Below are 18,248 nucleotides of genomic sequence, written 5' to 3' on the forward strand. Positions count from 1 at the left end.
ATTTAACCGCAGCCTAAGAAAAAAGAATGAGAATATATTTAACAATAATTGGAATTTTTTTGACGCAACTAACCTTTGCGCAAAACCCACAGTTTTCAGAATTACTAAACTATTATAACACGGAAAAGCAATTTAATGGAGTAGTGCTTGTTGCTACCAACGGAGAAATTGATTTTTTAAGCAGCACAGGCATTGGAAATCGACAAAATGGTTCGGTACTGAACACCAAATCTAAATTCAAGATTGCCTCAATGACCAAGGTCTTTACAGCAGTACTCGTGATGAAACTGGTGGAAGAAAATAGGATAAATCTTGATGATAAGATAGGCAAATACTTACCAAATTATCAAGGCGAAGGAAAAGACAAAGTGACCATTCACCAATTGCTAAACTATTCTTCGGGAATTGAAAACAAACTAGATGCCCTTGGGATGACACCTTACCAAACGGATAAGTCGCTGGATGAATTTATTGAAGCCTACTGTTCAGGAAAATTAGTCTTCACGCCAGGAGAGAAATCAGAGTACGGTAATACGGAGTACATATTACTTCAAAAAATAATAGAAACAGTTTCCGAAAATAGTTATGAAACTTACTTGGCTAAAATCATATTAGAACCATTGGGAATGCAGAACACTCAACTTGTGGAATCCAAAGAAATCAATGCAGGATTGTTGCCGAGCTATACTTTTAAGGATTCCCTCGGAATATTCGTCAATGACGCTCCCTATTATCCAGAACTTTACTTTGGGGCAGGTGCACTTTACGCTACTATTGAAGATTTACTAAAATTTGATCAAGCCCTTTTCAATTTTAAACTATTGAACAAACCGTCAACTGAAAGATTACTAACCATTCACCCTGAACTCGGATATACCGCTTACGGACTTTGGGGTTCAACAGGCTGGGGAAATTTCAGTGAACCTTTCTACTATCGTACTGGGGCTATTATGGGTTCAAATGCGAATTGGATTCACACAATGGAAAAGGAAAAAACAATTATCGTGTTGAGTAATACAAACGCCACCAATCTTTATGAGCTGTCGGAAAAGCTGTATTTATTGAGCATTGGAAAAGAGGTAGATATTCCTATAAGCGAAAATCAAAATACTACCATCAATTCCACTACTGAAGAAATTAAAGGCACTTGGCAAATAGATTTAAGACCAACACCCAATAGTGAACCCTACCTAATGGACTTTTACATTACAGCAGTATCAGGAAAAGAATTCAAGGGAGAATTTTATGGTTCTCCTTTTTCTAATGGTATGCTAAATACTGATTGGGATAAAATTCAATTTGCCTTTACTACCAATGACAGTAGTAATACTTATTACCATTCAGGGTACTTTTCAGAAAACAAGATTTATGGTATTTCATATTCCGAAGGGAGGAAATTCATTTCATATTGGACAGGAAAAAAGAAATAACTACACACAACAATGTATAAGCGTAATGCGGGCTGAAGTGCTAAATATAAACGAATTGAATATTAATAAACATAAGGTTAAACCGAAAGTGAAGTGCTTCTAATCCCGCACTACGCTTATACTTGACCGTTGTAGTGCATTTTGACAATATGTTCATAAAGAGAAAATATTGACACGTGAACGGTAAGAAAATATTCTTGAAGTAACAATTGACACATTTAGACTTTTGCTGACTTGAACGTCCTTTCAGTTAAACAAGTCCGTCAATGAGACTGCTTTATTTCATATACTTGTTGAACCAAAAAATTTTAATAAGCATTGAATTATGATAAATTACAATGACAAATTGTTTAGACCGATAATTAATTCAGCAAATGGAGAGACTACGAGTGAAACCGAATTCCATTACAAACAGATTGGCAACATACTTTATTCCGAATATTCAGGTGGAAATATAAAATACGGCCACTTGATTGGTTTAGTGGACAGAGTTGGAAACATTGAAATGCGTTATCATCAGGTTAACAACAAAGGTGAATTGATGACAGGAATTTGCTCCTCAAAACCAGAGCTGCTTACGAATGGGAAAATAAGACTACATGAAAATTGGGAATGGACATCTGGCGACAAGTCAAAGGGAAATTCAATCATTGAAGAGCAGTAATTCTTTTATCTTATGCACAATCACAAATAGTTTCTGCCTTACTTTTTATGAGCCTTAATTAGGCTTCCATTTTTTTCTGCATAGTTAATTCCCCATTCCGTAATTTTTTCAAGCACTGGAATTAAACTTTTACCTGTTTTTGTTAAACTATACTCTACACAATAAGGAGGTTTCTCACCAAAAATCTCTCGCCCGATCAAATTGTCATCAATAAGTGCTTTTAGTTGAATGCTAAGCATTTTGTCCGTTATGTCCGGAATTAACTTTTTTAATTGAGAAAATCGCAATTTGCCATGTCGCAGATACCAAATTATGATAGATTTCCACTTTCCACCAAAAAATTGAAATGCTACTGCGGTTCCGCAATGAAATGTTTGCTTAGCTATCACATAGACTTTTTCTTCGCCTTCTATTATCATAAGTACACATTTAAACTGTCAATATTGACAGTTATTTTATGGTACGAATATAAGACATACATTTGTACTATAAAAATGATAGTATAAAATGAACTTAATAGTTTTTGATATTATTGGATACTCCGCCTTGGTTATAAACTTATATTCCATGTCAGTAAAAGGCGAATATAAATTAAGGCTATTATCAGCTATTGCAAATTTCATTTACATTATTTACGGTCTATTAATCAGTGCATTTCCAATTATTATTGGATGTACTATTGCTGTCATACTACATCTTTATAGATTGTCAGAACTTAATAAAAAACGATATGTTGAAAATCAAAAAAGCAACAATTGACGATGCTAAAATTATTGCACTATTGGGAAGAATAACCTTTAGCGAAACCTTTGGAAATTTGTTTCGGGATGAGAATGATTTAGGAGATTATTTAAACCGAACTTTTTCTGTGGACAAGATTTCTTATAGCATTAAAAAACCTGAAAATATTTATTGGACGGCTTTTTGGGAAAAACTTCCTGTAGGCTATGCAAAACTAAAATTAAATTCAGCATCTGCGTTTATCGATTCTGGTAATGTTTGTCAATTACAGAAAATATATGTCCTAAATGACTTTTTATCCAATAAAATAGGTCAAAAATTGCAGGAAGCATTGCTTAATGAGGCTACGAATCAAAAGTTTGACTCCATTTGGCTTTCGGTTTGGGAGGGAAATGACCGAGCGATTAGATTTTATGAAAAACACGATTTTAAAATAATTGGGAATCACTATTTTGAAATAGGAAAAGAGTCGTTCCAGTTTCAAGCGATGGCGAAAGAATTGAACATCATTAACAAAAATAGTATCTTAAACTTTTAAAAAAAACACCAAGACTGTGAGCCTACAAAAACTAATACACAATTATGCAAGCTACAACAGTTGGGCGAATTCCAAATATTATGATTGGTTGCGAGGGATTGACGAAACCCTATTATATAAGAAGGTTCCTTCAAGTTTTAATAGCATCGATAAAACCATTCAACACATTCTGAAGGCACAACTATTTTGGACAGACTTTATAGCCCTAAGGCATATTTCAAATTTTGATTGGTTGTTTAATCAAAATCAAGCCCAAAATAATTTGTTACAATTAAAAAATCAGTCAGTTGATATGAAAAATGAATTCTTGACTTATTCAGAAAAAGAATTGATGGAATCTATAACACTTAACGAATCGTGGGCAAATAATAAATTGAGTAGATATGAGTATATAATGCATATAATCAATCATAGCACATTCCATAGAGGACAAATACTAACTATAGTACGAGGATTATGCATTCAAGACTCTCTACCATCCACAGATTATAATTTCTTTAATTGCTGATAAAATTAAAAGAAATAAAACATAACGCACTACAACAATGTATATAAAAAATAGGCAAAACGGCATTAAAATAAATGGTTTTGGCACGTATAAAACTTTGTGCTTAACCGATAGTTTAGTGCTTCGAAATTGCCTACTTTTCATATACTAAACGTTGTGCGCAATTAAAACAAAACATAATGAAAACACCTTTTAAGGTATTCTTTTTACTCTTCCTGACTATTTTTAGTGCGAAATCTTTTTCACAGAAAATAGTTGAATATTACGAGCCAGTAAAAAATGATAGCCTAAAAGTTGGAATAGGAGAAAATGACTTTTTGCCTTTTATTCAAAAAGGTTATACTCTAATGCTTCCTGAAAATAAGGAAATAAAAGGTGTGCTTATTTTCCTCGAAGATTCAAAGTATGACAAAAAGAATTTTAGTTCAGAGCAGATGTATGCTCAAGCATCTGAAAATAACTTTGCAGTATTGTCAATTTCAACTGAAATCCCTTTAGACTTTTACTTTTCTAAATCATCTATGAATTCTACTCATAATTTAATTCAAGAGGTGTTTAATAAACATAATTTACCTAATGAAAATATTTTCTTTTTAGGTGCAAGTTTAGTAGGACATAGAGCGATGAAATATATTGAATTTATCAAAAAAGGAGATTATGATTTTCAAGTCAACATAAAAGGAGTTGTTATTTGTGATTTCACATTGGATTGGACAAGAAAATGGCAACAACACAAACGAGATATAAAAATCAATCGAATTGACCTTTGGGAGCCAATATTTATAAATTATATGTTGGAAACCAATTTGAAAGGCACGCCTAAAACAGCCAAAGATAATTACTACAATTTCTCAACTTATAGCTACTCTGATGAAAACAATGAAAATGTTAAATTTTACAAAAATTATGCTGTTAGAGCTTATATTGAGCCTAAAATAAAATACAGACTAAAAAAGTATTACAGAACCTTATATGAAAACAATTCGACTGATATAGTTGGGTTTTTAGCTGAATTAGAACTTGCAGGAAATGAAAATACGGAATTAATTGTTTTACAACCAGAAAATAATCAATCCGAAAATAAGAATACACAGACAACTTGGAATGAAATAAATAAAGATGAATTAATGGATTGGATAAATAAGCAAACGGAAAAATCACTAAGCAAAACACCGTAAATAATTTATTGCTAGTTCTACCCTATTTACGAAAGACCTCACAGACTTTCTATCTGTGTTTTATTTGCTGAATTAGTTGCTGAACCTCGCAACTAACCATACACCGAACCGATGTAAAGCAATATTTTTCCGAAAAAAACGTTACTAATTAATAAACCAATTAAAGCTAAAATTTTGAAAAACTTAAAAAAAATTAAATTTAGTTTGGTAATAGCAATGCTATTTGTTTTGACTACATCGTCAATGTGCAGTAGCGATGATAACCCATCGCCATCTAACAACAACCCTGAAGATGTTATTAATATAGTAAATAACGGAACTTGGAGAATAACATATTATTACTATACAGACCATGAAGAAACCAGCAATTTTAATGGTTATAATTTTACTTTTGGAGCAAGCAATGTTCTTACTGCTACAAATGGTACAAACAACTATAATGGATCTTGGTCTGTAACTGACAGTAATAGTAATGATGATAGTATTAGTGATTTAGATTTCAATATTTCTTTTACTGCTCCAGTACAATTTGAAGAATTAACAGACGATTGGGAAATTATTGAAAAATCTACAACTGAAATAAGACTAAAAGATGTTAGTGGCGGAAATGGAGGAATTGATTATTTGACATTTACTAAAAACTAACATAAAATAAGCTAATTCATATAGTTTATGAAAAACGTTTAAAATAAAATTTTAAGCGTTTTTTGTTTTTATTACACTTATTTCATTTGTCAAATTTCAAATCAAAAAATTAAATTTTAGACTGTATAAAAGCAATTGAAATTGAATTATTAGACAAATAACAGAAGAAATCCTAACAAAATGATTAACTTAGTAGCACAATTTATAATTAAATCGGTTGCTAAAAATTAAGAGAAAAGAACATTATTGATAATTGCTTTGTTAAAAACAAATGTAAATGGCTAATAAAAAATTAACGTATGAAGAATTAGAAAATCAAATTGTTGAGTTAAAAAAACAAAATGAAATTTTAAAGTTTCAATCTTCGATTAAATCAGATAAAAAAGTAAGAGAAGATTATTACAACAGTATACTTAACAATATTGGAGATCCTGTATTTGTTAAAGACGATCAAAGCAGATTGGTTATTGTCAATGATGCTTTCAGCACTATTTTTAGCCTAAGTCGAGAAGAAATTATTGGAAAAACACTCGCAGAAGATGTTTCAAAAAAAGAACAGGAAATATTTTTAAAAATAGACAAACAGGTATTAGAAGACGGAATAGAAAATATAAATGAAGAAACCTTAACTATAAGAAGAGGAAAAACCAGAACAATTTCAACTAGAAAAACAAGGTTCATTGATTCAGAAGGTAAAAAATACCTTGTTGGTGTTATTCATGATATTACCGAGCGTAAAAAGTCTGAAATCTCACTTAAAGAGAGTGAACAACAATTAAAAGAACTTAACACTACAAAAGACAAACTATTTTCAATAATTGCACACGATTTAAGAACACCATTTACTAATATTATTGGACTAACAGGATTATTAATTGACAATAGTATTGATTATGAAGAATCTGAGAAATACATCAAAATCCTTAATTCTTCAGCAAAAAACACACTAATATTACTTGACAACTTACTAAATTGGGCAAAATCTCAAACAGGCCAATTAATTTTTAAACCCGAAAAAATAATTATATCAAATGTTATTCAAGAAATAATAGCACTAAATAAATTACATGCAGACACAAAAAGCATTTCTGTAAGTTACACATCATCAAATGATTTGGAAGTTTTTGCAGATGTAAACATGTTACGAACAGTATTGCGAAATCTTATTTCAAACGCTATTAAATTTACAAATACTGGTGGTCATATTAATGTGAAAAGTATTTTAAAAAATAACCATGTAGAAATTTCTATTTCTGATAACGGAATTGGAATGAATGAAGAAAAACACAAATTTCTTTTTGAAATAATATCAAACACAACAACATTAGGAACAGCTAACGAAAATGGATCTGGACTAGGACTAGTACTTTGTAAAGAATTTGTGAATAAAAATGGGGGTACTATTTGGGCTGAAAGCGAAGAAGGAAAAGGCAGTTGTTTCAAATTTACATTACCTTTGAATCAATAAGAATTAAGAGGAAGTGAAGGAAGTGAAGGAAGTTGAAAAGCAAGAAAACAACTGGACTATTTGCAAACAGTGTCAAGGACGTGGCAAAATAAATAAAGGACTTAGTAAGAAATCTAAAGAGAAATACTTAAAAGCACTTAATCAATTTGAAAATGCTAATAAAAAAGGATTGGCTCCAATACGACCAACAAGTCACCTCTACTCTTGTATAAAATGCAACGGTAGTGGCTTAATACATTCGAAGAAAAGTACTCAAGTCGATTTAAAAAATATGCCTCATGTTGCAATAATTGGTGCTGGTATTGGAGGTTTAGCATTGGCAGTAGCTTGTTTACATAGAGGAATTCCATTTACTTTATATGAAAGAGATGCTGACTTTAATTCCCGATCTCAAGGCTACGGACTTACACTTCAACAGTCCAATAAAGCAATTAAAGGTTTAGGAGTGTTTTCATTAGAAGACGGAGTAATCTCTTCAAAGCACATAGTGCATACCCCAAATGGAAAAATAATTGGAGAATGGGGAAACAGAAAATGGATGCCGGCTGAAACCAAATCAGAGCCTAAAAAATCAAACATTCATATTGCAAGACAATCATTACGATTAGCCTTGCTAAAACAGCTTGGAGGTCATCAAACCGTTCAATGGGGGCACCAATTACTAGAATATTCAGAAACTGAAGATAATAAGGTAGAATTAGCATTTGAAATAAAAGATGATATTAAGAAAGTTAAGGCTGATCTTTTAGTGGGAGCAGATGGAATTCGGAGCATTGTTCGAAAGATTTTGATAGGAGAAGAAGCTACTCCTTTACGCTATCTGGGTTGTATTGTAATATTAGGTATTTGTCCGTTAAAAAAACTCAATCATTTAGACAGTCCATTACTTGATTCTAAAACAGTATTTCAAACTGCAAACGGCAAGGAACGTATCTATATTATGCCTTATGATTCGACATCTGTCATGTGGCAACTCAGTATCCCAATGGAAGAAAAAGAAGCCAAAAAATTAAGTAACCTAGGGGCTCTATACCTTAAAAAAGAAGCTTGTAAAAGAGCCAAATGGCATGAACCAATTCCAAAGATTTTAGCTGCTACCGAAGAAAATATGATTTCTGGATATCCTGTTTATGATAGAGAACTCCTCCGTACAGAGTTATTACAAAAAGGAAAAAACACAACCTTAATTGGAGACGCAGCACATCCTATGAGTCCATTTAAAGGCCAAGGAGCAAATCAAGCTATATTAGACGCACTATCTTTGGCAAGAGAAATCTTAAAAAGCTGTAATCCACCAAATAAATGGAAGTCAGCTGGAATCAGGAAAAGTGTATTAAATGAATTTGAAACAGAAATGTTGAAACGAAGTGCTGTTAAAGTGAAAGATTCAGCAGATGCAGTTAAATTTTTACATTCCGAAATGGTACTTTATAAAGGAGATGAGCCAAGAGGACGTGCTCCAAAAAAGTAAATAGTCTTAATGATAATTTTAATTTATATTTGTTAAATAGCGTTTTACTATTTTTAAAATAAATTAGAATTATGAAAACAACTCTTGAACATAATGAGCGAATAGCTAATATGACATTTACATCTGTATTTCCTCACTATTTGGAAAAGGTAGAGAAAAAAGGAAGAACAAAAGAAGAGTTATTGGAAGCAATTGAGTGGCTTACTGGGTTTAATAAGGTTAAGTTAGATGAATTTATTGATAAAAAAATTACCTCAAAATGTTCTTCGAAGAAGCTAAATTAAATCCAAATGCAAGTCTAATTAAAGGAGTAATATGCGGCTATAGAATTGAAGAAATTGAAAATCCATTAACCCAACAAGTTAGATACTTAGACAAGCTAGTTGATGAATTAGCTAAAGGTAGAAAAATGGAAAAAATATTACGAAAATAACTAGAAAACACAATATCATCTACTACTAATAATTCAACAAATTAACTGTTTATAATGAAAATATTACTAACTGGATCTTCAGGGTATATAGGAAAAAGACTTCTACCCATATTAGTTGAAAACGGACATGAAGTAATTTGTTGTGTTAGAGATAAAGAACGATTTTCTCCACCAGATTCACTTAAATCAAAAATTGAAATAATTGAAGTAGATTTATTAGATAAAGCTTCATTAAAAAACATTCCGAGAGACATTGATGGTGCTTATTATTTAGTACATTCCATGTCATCATCTTCTAACTATGAATTACTTGAACAAGAATCTGCAATTAATTTTAGAAATGAAATTGACACTACAAATTGCAAACATGTTGTTTATTTAAGCGGAATTGTTAATGAATCAGCACTATCAAAACATTTAAGCTCAAGAAAAAATGTAGAAACTGAGTTAGGAAAAGGTAAATATAACTTAACAACATTAAGAGCAGGAATAATCATTGGTTCAGGAAGTGCTTCATTTGAAATAATGAGAGATTTAGTAGAAAAACTTCCGGTAATGATAACTCCAAAATGGCTAAATACCAAATGCCAACCCATAGGAATATCAGATGTTTTAACAATTCTTTCTAAAACTATTTTCAATACCAGAACATTCAATAAAGATTTTGATATTGGCGGACCAGATGTGTTGAGCTACAAAGAAATGCTTTTAGAATTTGGAAAAATGAGGAATTTAAAACGATACATATATACGATTCCAGTAATGACTCCTAAACTTTCATCCTATTGGCTATATTTTGTAACCTCAACATCCTATAAGCTAGCCATTGCACTTGTAAACAGTATGAGCATTGAAGTTATTTGCCGTAATGACGAAATCAATAAAATTTTAGATATTGAACCAATTCCATACAAAAAAGCATTAGAAAGAGCATTTAGTAAAATCGAAAGAAACGAGGTAGTTTCAAGTTGGAAAGATGCATTTATAAGTAGTAATTTTAACCTAAACATCTCAGATTTCATACAAGTTCCTTCTTTTGGTTGCTTTAAAGACATCAAATCAATACCTTATAAAAACAAAGAAGAATGCATTAATAAAATATGGAGTATTGGGGGGGAAAACGGATGGTATTATGGAAATTGGCTTTGGAAAATTCGCGGATATTTAGATAAATTATCTGGTGGTGTAGGTTTAAGAAGGGGTAGAACTTCTGAAAACTCAATTAATACCGGAGATGCTCTAGATTTTTGGAGAGTTATTTATGCCAATAAAGAAGAAGGAAGATTACTCCTATATGCTGAAATGAAATTACCAGGCGATGCATGGCTTGAATTTAAAATTGAAAATGGAAAACTAATTCAAACAGCTACTTTCAGACCTTTAGGTTTAATCGGAAGAATGTATTGGTATGCTGTCCTACCCTTTCATGGGTTTATTTTTAATGGAATGATTAAAAAATTAGCTTAAACAAGCATAATAAATAAAATAAATGAATTACAACTTTAGAAAAGCTACATTAAATGAACTTCCTGAAATTTGGAACATTATACAAGGTGCCATACAACGAAGAAAAGAAGACGGAAGCAATCAATGGCAAGACGGTTACCCAAACCCTGAAGTTTTACAAAATGACATTGATAAAGAAGCTGCTTTTGTTTTAACCGAAAACAACACTATCGTTGGTTATTGCGCTGTACTTATCAATGACGAACCTGAATATGCTAACATCGAGGGAAAATGGCTTACAAACGCTGATTTTGTTGTTTTTCATAGAGTCGCTATTGCAGAAACGCATTTAGGAAAAGGTTTGGCAAAAAAGATTTTTAAATATATTGAAGATTTTGCAATCAAAAACAAAATTTACAGCATAAAAGCCGATACTAATTTTGACAATCTAGCCATGATTTCTATCTTTGAGAAAATAGGTTACACTTTTTGTGGTGAAGTATATTTTAGAGGAAGGCCAAGAAAAGCATTTGAAAAAACTCTAATTTCTATTAAATAACAAGCAACCTTTTGTTAAAAAATGAATCTTTTAAAAAACAAAGACATGAATAAATCAATAAAAATTTTTGCATTTTTCTGTATCATACTATTTTTTTCTGAATGCTCTGACTTTGATGATAAAATTAAGCAAGATCAAAATCAAGTTGAAACAGTTACAGATGCAGATGGTAATGTTTACAATACTATCAAAATTGGCAATCAAACTTGGATGTTAGAAAATCTTAAAACTACAAAGTTTAATGACGGGGTAGCTATTACAGAATACACATTTGCAACACATGGTAATAATTGGCATAATGCAGGTAGTGAAGAAGCACTATATCAATGGGCTAATACAGATGATTTAAATAATGTGTATACAGAAACACTTCCGTTTGATTATTACGGAGCAATGTACAACCATTACGCTATAGAATCTGGAAAATTAGCCCCAACAGGTTGGAGAATTCCAACGGAACAAGACTTTATAGAATTAGAAAGCTTTTTAAACAGCAATGGAGCATCTGGAACAGAAGCTACTGCTTTAAAAACTACATTTGGCTGGTTGAGTTCAAGTGGAAATGGAACAAATGCTTTTGGGTTTAATGGCTTACCCAATGGATATGTGAATGCTTTTGGAGGTGCAACTGCTTCAGAAATCATTTGTGCTTGGGCAACTTCAAACTATAATTCAACAAACGGTACAAGAACATCTGTAAATTTATTTGATGAAAGCACTATTTCATATCAACAAGATGCAATACAAATAGGTCATGGAATTAGATGCATTAAAGAATAATCTAAACCGCTATTTTTGAGAAACAAGCTATATTATGTTTGAAAAAAACTTACTACGTAAACTAATCATCCCTTTTTATATATTTACAGATAGAACAAATGCATACAATTAATTATAAGTATTTGTTTATAGCGCATATAAACTAGTTAGCGGTTATTTTAAGAACATTATGTTAAAAAACAAAATCCTCCAATTTTCAACTGTAGCTTTTTTGCTAATTTCTTTCGCGTGCTCGAAAACAGAAAAAAAGCAAATCCAAAAAATTAGCGAGATAGAAAATCTTTCAAATTTTGTTAGTCACTCTAAAACAATTAGAGATTCAATAAAAAAACTAAAAGATAGCAATTGGGAACTTATAATTTGCACTCAAGAGAAAACTAAAAACAATACTATTATTAAATTAACACCACCTTGTGATACTTTCTATATTCAGCACGAGTATTATTATAAATCAATCTATGGCTTGAATATTATATTTTATGATTATAGTAAGCCGTTGATAAATAAGACCGCACAAAATGGTTTAGAAAACTTGATTAGAAAAAAAGTAGTGAAAATTGAGAAAAGTGATATGCAATGCTGTCTAATGCCATTTTACTATTTTGCGGTTTGTAATGAGAATCCTGAAATAATGAGTTGCTTTGACTACAGAATGCTAAAAGATAGAGAATTACAAATTATAACCGGAAAAGTCAAAAACTTAAGCCTAAGAGATCTTGAAAGTTCATTCTATCTTAAGTGTAACTAAAAAAACAACCGCTAACAACCGTTTGTAGCAATTGCTAGGCTTGGCTTGTGTTCGGAATTTTGCTTCGCCAGTTCGCACAAAGTGCTCGAGTCTCCGAAAATTCAAAAGTTTGCGTTATATTTGTTATGGTCAGTCTTGAATCACAAACCACTGATGCAAAGCGCGGGGACGTTAACAATAATTATGAAACAAACATTTTACATATTATCCATTTTACTTTTATTAAACTCTTGTAAAGCATCAAAAATCAAAATTGAAAAAATTAATTTTAAAACAGAATATAAATTTTCTTCTGAAATAGAAAACAAGGTTTCTACAGATACTGTTCCATGGAAATATCAAATTTCAGCTGCCGAATATGCTACTAAAGGTGATTACAAAAATGCTTTAATTCATTGGGACCTTGCCATGAGAGCAGGTCAAAAAGAATACTCTAGAAATCAAGTTGATTCAATAAATCAAGCATATACAAAAGTTAATGCATCTGATTACATCATTGAACAAGCTAAAAAAAATCAAGTAATTATAATAAACGAAGCACATCACAATTCGCATCATAGAGTATTTACAAAATCGCTTCTTCAAAAACTTTACGATAAAGGATATACAAATTTAGGTTTAGAAGCATTAGGAAATGGAGAGTATTTAGACTCAACACTCAATAATCGAAAATATCCAATCCTTACAACAGGGCATTACATTAAAGATCCGCAGTTTGGAAATTTAGTTAGAGATGCCTTAGAAATAGGATATAATTTATTTGCCTATGAGAATTTTACAAAAGGAAATGGAAAACAAAGAGAGATAGAACAAGCAAAAAACATTCAGCAAGTAATTGATTCTAAACCAAATGAAAAGTTTTTAATTCATTGTGGTTTTGACCATGCCTTAGAGGGAACTCATCAATCTTGGGAAAAAGCTATGGCAGGAAGATTAACAGAATATACAGGAATAAATCCCTTAACTATTAATCAAGTAATGTATAGTGAAAAAAGTAATTCTAAATTTAATCATCCGCTATTAAAAGCATTAGATGTCAAAGAACCAACAATTATAATTGACAAAAAGAACAACCCGTTTAAATATGAACGTAAAGATGCATGGTCAGATATTGCCGTTTTTCATCCAAGCACAAACTTTGTAGATAATCGCCCAAATTGGTTATTTAAAAATGGAAATAAAAAAGTTTCCATTACATTAAACGACATTCAATTGGAATTTCCGGTTATGGTTTTGGCTTATAAGAAAGAAGAAGATATAAATCTAGCTGTTCCTATTGACATTGTAGAAGTCTTAAATAAAAAAGAAAACTGTAACCTAGGATTAAAAAAAGGCTATTATGAAATTGTAGTAACCAACGGAAAAGAATCGTTTAAATTTGAACATAAAGTAAAATAACTAATATGTAAAAGGAGTGATAAAGCTCAATGATAGTTTGTCAAAAAAAAAATCAATTGATTATTAGCACTCAAAAACCTGTAACATATTAAAAAACCATATTTCAAGACCTTAACACCAATTCTATGATAAATCTAGGCAGTAAAAGAATAAACAATACGAGAAATTTAATTTTGTTGCTTTTAACACTTCAAATATCGTCTTGTAACGGGCAAGTAAAAGAAAAACCTGCAAATGATCCTGAAATAAAAACAATAAACAATCCACCTCTTTTATTAAATACAAGTACAACATTTCCACAAATTCACACCAATTTAAATGGAATGGTTAGCCAATTTGTTAGAGCTATGTTTCAAGATACCAAAGGTAACTTCTGGTTTGGAACAAATGGAGATGGAATTATACGATACGATGGTCATGCACTTGAAAAAATGACAATTGAACAAAAGCAAAACTCTGTTTCTGTTAGAGAAATTGTTGAAGATAAAATGGGTAATATCTGGTTTGCAACTTCTTCGGGATTAGTAAAATATGATGGTAAAAAATTCACAACATACTCTACAGAAGTGGGTTTACAAAATGAAGACATATGGGGATTAACTATTGATAAAAAAGGCATCATTTGGGTTGGAACAATTGGTGGAATTAGTCATTTTGACGGAAAAAAATTCAGTCCTTTTTCATTACCCAATAGAAAAGTGGAAAACCAACATTATATGCTTTCTGATAAATTGATTTTCAAATTTTTAGAAGACAAAAATGGAACGATGTGGTTTATTACAGATGGAAATGGAATTTTTAAATATAAAAAGGGAGAGTTTACTCATCTAACTAATAAAAATGGACTTACCGACAATAACGCCGCAGATATTTTAGAAGATAAACAAGGAAATATTTGGATTGGAACCTTTAATGGAGGTGTGAGTAATTTTAACGGTAAAACATTCAACAACTTTACTAAAGACGGAATAATTGAAGGAATAGAAACCTATAATTTTCATGAAGACAAAAAAGGAAATATTTGGTTCTCAGCTGAAGGTTTTGGTGTATATCGATATGATGGTACTAAGTTTACCCAATTCACAACTGAAAACGGATTAACCACCAATGTAGTTCAAAGTATTCTTGAAGATAACAAAGAACAAGTTTGGTTTGGAACTTGGCAAGGAATAAGTATTTATGACGGTCAAAAATTCATGAATGCTAAAGACAAAGAACCTTGGACAAATTAAAAAAATGCTATAAGTTTTAATCCGATAAAACAAAAAATCCCAATCTTTCAATTGGGATTTTCTATTTATTACTTACTTAAGTACATTTTTCTTCGTGAGTACAACTCGTAGAATTGATCGTCTTTTAAGTCGTCTATAAACAAAATGCTTTCCCCAGTCGATTTCATTTCTGGACCTAAAGCTTTGTTTACATTTTTAAACTTGCTAAAAGAGAAAACCGGTTGTTTAATTGCGTATCCTTTTAATTGTGGATTGAATTTAAAGTCGGTTACCTTATTATGACCTAGCATTACTTTTGTTGCATAGTTTACATAAGGTTCGCCATATGCTTTTGCAATAAACGGAACCGTACGAGAAGCTCTTGGATTGGCTTCAATGATATAAACAGTATCGTCTTTAATTGCAAACTGAATATTAATTAAACCAACAGTTTTTAAAGCTCTTGCAATTTTATGCGTGTGCTCTTTAATTTGATGCATTACAAACTCACCTAGATTAAATGGAGGCAATGTGGCATTACTATCACCAGAATGTACTCCACAAGGCTCAATGTGTTCCATAATTCCTATGATATATACATTTCCATCCGCATCACAAATAGCATCGGCTTCTGCTTCGATAGCACCATCTAAATAATGATCTAACAGTAATTTATTCCCAGGAATTGATTTTAATAAATCAATTACATGCTCTTCTAATTCTTGTTTGTTGATTACAATTTTCATTCCTTGTCCACCCAACACATAAGAAGGTCGAACCAATAATGGAAAATCAAGTGAATCGGCTAAAACCGAAGCTTCTTCAGCACTTTCTGCAATTCCAAATTTAGGGAAAGGAATATTTAAATCAGTCAATAAATCAGAGAAACGTCCTCTATCTTCTGCTAAATCTAAAGCATCAAATGAAGTTCCCATAATTTTTATTCCGTATTTAGAAAGCTTTTCTGCTAACTTCAATGCAGTTTGTCCACCTAATTGAACAATTACTCCTTCTGGTTTTTCATGACGAATGATGTCGTAAATATGTTCCCAGAAAACTGGTTCAAAATATAATTTATCTGCCGTATCAAAATCAGTAGAAACTGTTTCAGGATTACAGTTAATCATGATGGTTTCATAACCGCATTCTTTAGCCGCTAAAACGCCATGCACACATGAATAATCAAATTCAATTCCTTGTCCAATTCTATTGGGTCCAGAACCTAAAACAATTACTTTCTTTTTATCGGTAACAATACTTTCGTTATGAACATATCGCGTTCCGTCAGCCTTTTCAATTTCAGCTTCAAAAGTTGAGTAATAATAAGGAGTAAGTGCTTTAAATTCTGCAGCACAAGTATCTACCAATTTATACACTCTATTTATTCTTTGTTCTTCTCGTAATTTATATACTTGACTTTCTAAACAACCCATCATATGAGCAATTTGTCTGTCTCCGTATCCTTTTTGCTTTGCTTCCAACAATAATTCTCTAGGAAGTGTATCTACTTTAAAGTTCGAAATTTCTCTTTCTAATGCATATAATTCTTCATATTGCTTTAAGAACCACATGTCTATTTTTGTAATCTCATGAATTCTACTTAATGGAATTCCCATTGCAATTGCATCATAAATTACAAAAACCCTGTCCCAACTTGCATTGGTTAATTTTTCAATAACTTGCTCGTAGTTTTTATATCCTTTACCATCAGCACCTAAACCATTTCGTTTAATCTCTAACGATTGAGTGGCCTTGTGTAATGCTTCTTGGAACGAACGTCCAATTCCCATTACCTCTCCTACTGATTTCATTTGAAGTCCTAATGTTCTATCAGCTCCTTCAAATTTATCAAAGTTCCATCTTGGTATTTTTACAATTACATAATCTAAAGTTGGTTCAAAAAGTGCTGAAGTTGATTTTGTAATTTGATTTTGTAATTCGTCTAAGTTATATCCTAGTGCTAATTTAGAAGCAATTTTCGCAATTGGATAACCCGTTGCTTTTGATGCTAAAGCCGATGAACGAGATACACGAGGGTTAATTTCAATTGCAACGATGTCTTCTTTTTCATCTGGAGAAACCGCAAATTGAACGTTACAACCTCCTGCAAAATTACCTATGGCGCGCATCATTAAAATGGCCATATCTCTCATTCTTTGATAAGTACTATCTGAAAGCGTCATTGCTGGAGCAACTGTAATACTATCTCCTGTATGAATTCCCATTGGATCCATATTTTCAATAGTACATATAATTACTACGTTATCGTTTTTATCTCTAAGTAATTCTAATTCATATTCTTTCCAACCTAAAAGTGCCTTATCGATTAATACTTCATGAATTGGCGACATTTCTAAACCATACGAAAGTTTTTCATCGAACTCTTCAGGAGTATGTACAAAAGCAGCTCCAGTACCTCCAAGTGTAAATGAAGGACGAATTACTAATGGAAAACCAAATTCTTGAGCAATCTCTTTTCCTTTTAAAAATGAGTTTGCAATTTTTGCTGGTGCAGCTCCAACTCCTAATTTTGCTAAAAGTTCTTTAAACTGATCTCTATTTTCTGTAATATTAATGGCATTAACATCAACACCAATCATTTTTACATTAAAATCATTCCAAATTCCTTTTTCATCTGCTTCCAAGCAAAGGTTTAAAGCAGTTTGTCCACCCATAGTAGGTAAAACAGCATCAATTTGAGGATGCTCTTTTAATATTTGGATAAGTGATTTTGTAGTTAATGGTAATAAATAAACATGATCGGCCATTGTTGGGTCGGTCATAATAGTTGCCGGATTTGAATTTATAAGAATAACTTCAATTCCTTCTTCTCTTAAAGAACGAGCTGATTGGGAACCAGCGTAGTCAAATTCGCATGCTTGACCAATTACAATAGGCCCAGAACCTATAATTAAAACCGATTTTATTGAATTGTCTTTAGGCATTGTGTTGTAGTTGTGTTGTTTTTAGTAATTGTTCAAAAATAATCTCTTTGTTTAAGTTTTAAAAGTTTAGCAATTGAAACTTATT

General features: G+C 31.5%; 16 protein-coding genes and 1 pseudogene. 15 read left to right on the forward strand and 2 right to left on the reverse strand.

Features of this window, described 5'->3' with window-relative positions:
- Positions 1–26 precede the first annotated feature (26 nt).
- Entirely contained in the window at positions 27–1,430 is a 1,404-nt protein-coding gene (locus ACQ65T_RS11515) for a serine hydrolase domain-containing protein (protein WP_430401216.1), read from the forward strand.
- 346 nt (positions 1,431–1,776) lie between these two features.
- Positions 1,777–2,094 (forward strand): n-acetylglutamate synthase, encoded by a 318-nt coding sequence (locus ACQ65T_RS11520; RefSeq protein ID WP_430401218.1) that lies wholly within the window; start codon positions 1,777–1,779, stop codon positions 2,092–2,094.
- Between the two features lie 38 nt (positions 2,095–2,132).
- Here ACQ65T_RS11520 and ACQ65T_RS11525 read toward each other — a convergent pair whose 3' ends face one another.
- A complete protein-coding gene (locus ACQ65T_RS11525) occupies positions 2,133–2,513 on the reverse strand; it encodes a winged helix-turn-helix transcriptional regulator (protein ID WP_430401220.1) in 381 nt (126 codons plus the stop codon).
- Positions 2,514–2,824: 311 nt separating this feature from the next.
- Here ACQ65T_RS11525 and ACQ65T_RS11530 point away from each other — a divergent pair, with 311 nt between their 5' ends.
- From ACQ65T_RS11530 to ACQ65T_RS11590, 13 genes and pseudogenes are all read left to right on the forward strand, one after another.
- Entirely contained in the window at positions 2,825–3,373 is a 549-nt protein-coding gene (locus tag ACQ65T_RS11530) for a GNAT family N-acetyltransferase (RefSeq protein WP_430401222.1), read from the forward strand.
- A gap of 16 nt (positions 3,374–3,389) precedes the next feature.
- Positions 3,390–3,881 carry a DinB family protein gene (locus ACQ65T_RS11535; RefSeq protein WP_430401224.1) on the forward strand — a complete coding sequence of 164 codons (492 nt, stop codon included), beginning with the start codon at positions 3,390–3,392 and terminating at the stop codon, positions 3,879–3,881.
- A 179-nt stretch (positions 3,882–4,060) separates the two neighbouring features.
- Positions 4,061–5,059, forward strand: coding sequence for a hypothetical protein (locus ACQ65T_RS11540; protein WP_430401226.1), 999 nt, complete (start codon positions 4,061–4,063; stop codon positions 5,057–5,059).
- A gap of 174 nt (positions 5,060–5,233) precedes the next feature.
- On the forward strand, positions 5,234–5,704 hold the full coding sequence (locus tag ACQ65T_RS11545; protein WP_430401228.1) for a hypothetical protein: 471 nt from the start codon (positions 5,234–5,236) through the stop codon (positions 5,702–5,704).
- Between the two features lie 277 nt (positions 5,705–5,981).
- Positions 5,982–7,172: a PAS domain-containing sensor histidine kinase gene (locus tag ACQ65T_RS11550; RefSeq protein WP_430401230.1), complete on the forward strand. Its 1,191-nt coding sequence runs from the start codon at positions 5,982–5,984 to the stop codon at positions 7,170–7,172.
- Between the two features lie 22 nt (positions 7,173–7,194).
- Positions 7,195–8,643, forward strand: coding sequence for an FAD-dependent oxidoreductase (locus ACQ65T_RS11555; RefSeq protein WP_430401374.1), 1,449 nt, complete (start codon positions 7,195–7,197; stop codon positions 8,641–8,643).
- Positions 8,644–8,714: 71 nt separating this feature from the next.
- A pseudogene (locus tag ACQ65T_RS11560) lies at positions 8,715–9,076 on the forward strand (DUF2200 domain-containing protein).
- 54 nt (positions 9,077–9,130) lie between these two features.
- Complete coding sequence (locus ACQ65T_RS11565; protein WP_430401232.1) at positions 9,131–10,543, forward strand: SDR family oxidoreductase; 1,413 nt, start codon at positions 9,131–9,133, stop codon at positions 10,541–10,543.
- A 22-nt stretch (positions 10,544–10,565) separates the two neighbouring features.
- The gene (locus ACQ65T_RS11570) at positions 10,566–11,081 is read left to right on the forward strand and encodes an N-acetyltransferase family protein (RefSeq protein WP_430401234.1); all 516 of its coding nucleotides are present in this window, start codon (positions 10,566–10,568) and stop codon (positions 11,079–11,081) included.
- 45 nt (positions 11,082–11,126) lie between these two features.
- Positions 11,127–11,861 carry an FISUMP domain-containing protein gene (locus ACQ65T_RS11575; protein WP_430401236.1) on the forward strand — a complete coding sequence of 245 codons (735 nt, stop codon included), beginning with the start codon at positions 11,127–11,129 and terminating at the stop codon, positions 11,859–11,861.
- A gap of 169 nt (positions 11,862–12,030) precedes the next feature.
- Positions 12,031–12,609 (forward strand): hypothetical protein, encoded by a 579-nt coding sequence (locus ACQ65T_RS11580; protein WP_430401238.1) that lies wholly within the window; start codon positions 12,031–12,033, stop codon positions 12,607–12,609.
- 183 nt (positions 12,610–12,792) lie between these two features.
- Positions 12,793–14,007 carry a hypothetical protein gene (locus ACQ65T_RS11585; protein WP_430401240.1) on the forward strand — a complete coding sequence of 405 codons (1,215 nt, stop codon included), beginning with the start codon at positions 12,793–12,795 and terminating at the stop codon, positions 14,005–14,007.
- A gap of 125 nt (positions 14,008–14,132) precedes the next feature.
- Positions 14,133–15,239, forward strand: coding sequence for a ligand-binding sensor domain-containing protein (locus tag ACQ65T_RS11590; protein ID WP_430401242.1), 1,107 nt, complete (start codon positions 14,133–14,135; stop codon positions 15,237–15,239).
- Between the two features lie 68 nt (positions 15,240–15,307).
- Here the strand turns inward: ACQ65T_RS11590 and carB are convergent, their stop codons facing one another.
- The gene (gene carB, locus ACQ65T_RS11595) at positions 15,308–18,163 is read right to left on the reverse strand and encodes a carbamoyl-phosphate synthase large subunit (protein ID WP_430401244.1); all 2,856 of its coding nucleotides are present in this window, start codon (positions 18,161–18,163) and stop codon (positions 15,308–15,310) included.
- Positions 18,164–18,248: the final 85 nt, after the last annotated feature.

This window comes from Flavobacterium sp., from assembly GCF_965284515.1.
GTDB lineage: Bacteria > Bacteroidota > Bacteroidia > Flavobacteriales > Flavobacteriaceae > Flavobacterium.

Excerpts from the sequence above, each read along its gene's own strand:
- ACQ65T_RS11590 (WP_430401242.1), top strand. The coding sequence starts at position 14,133 with ATGATAAATCTAGGCAGTAAAAGAATAAACAATACGAGAAATTTAATT.
- ACQ65T_RS11575 (WP_430401236.1), top strand. The coding sequence starts at position 11,127 with ATGAATAAATCAATAAAAATTTTTGCATTTTTCTGTATCATACTATTT.
- ACQ65T_RS11585 (WP_430401240.1), top strand. The coding sequence starts at position 12,793 with ATGAAACAAACATTTTACATATTATCCATTTTACTTTTATTAAACTCT.
- ACQ65T_RS11570 (WP_430401234.1), top strand. The coding sequence starts at position 10,566 with ATGAATTACAACTTTAGAAAAGCTACATTAAATGAACTTCCTGAAATT.
- ACQ65T_RS11565 (WP_430401232.1), top strand. The coding sequence starts at position 9,131 with ATGAAAATATTACTAACTGGATCTTCAGGGTATATAGGAAAAAGACTT.
- ACQ65T_RS11540 (WP_430401226.1), top strand. The coding sequence starts at position 4,061 with ATGAAAACACCTTTTAAGGTATTCTTTTTACTCTTCCTGACTATTTTT.
- ACQ65T_RS11550 (WP_430401230.1), top strand. The coding sequence starts at position 5,982 with ATGGCTAATAAAAAATTAACGTATGAAGAATTAGAAAATCAAATTGTT.
- ACQ65T_RS11530 (WP_430401222.1), top strand. The coding sequence starts at position 2,825 with ATGTTGAAAATCAAAAAAGCAACAATTGACGATGCTAAAATTATTGCA.
- carB (WP_430401244.1), bottom strand. The coding sequence starts at position 18,163 with ATGCCTAAAGACAATTCAATAAAATCGGTTTTAATTATAGGTTCTGGG.
- ACQ65T_RS11525 (WP_430401220.1), bottom strand. The coding sequence starts at position 2,513 with ATGATAATAGAAGGCGAAGAAAAAGTCTATGTGATAGCTAAGCAAACA.
- ACQ65T_RS11515 (WP_430401216.1), top strand. The coding sequence starts at position 27 with ATGAGAATATATTTAACAATAATTGGAATTTTTTTGACGCAACTAACC.
- ACQ65T_RS11580 (WP_430401238.1), top strand. The coding sequence starts at position 12,031 with ATGTTAAAAAACAAAATCCTCCAATTTTCAACTGTAGCTTTTTTGCTA.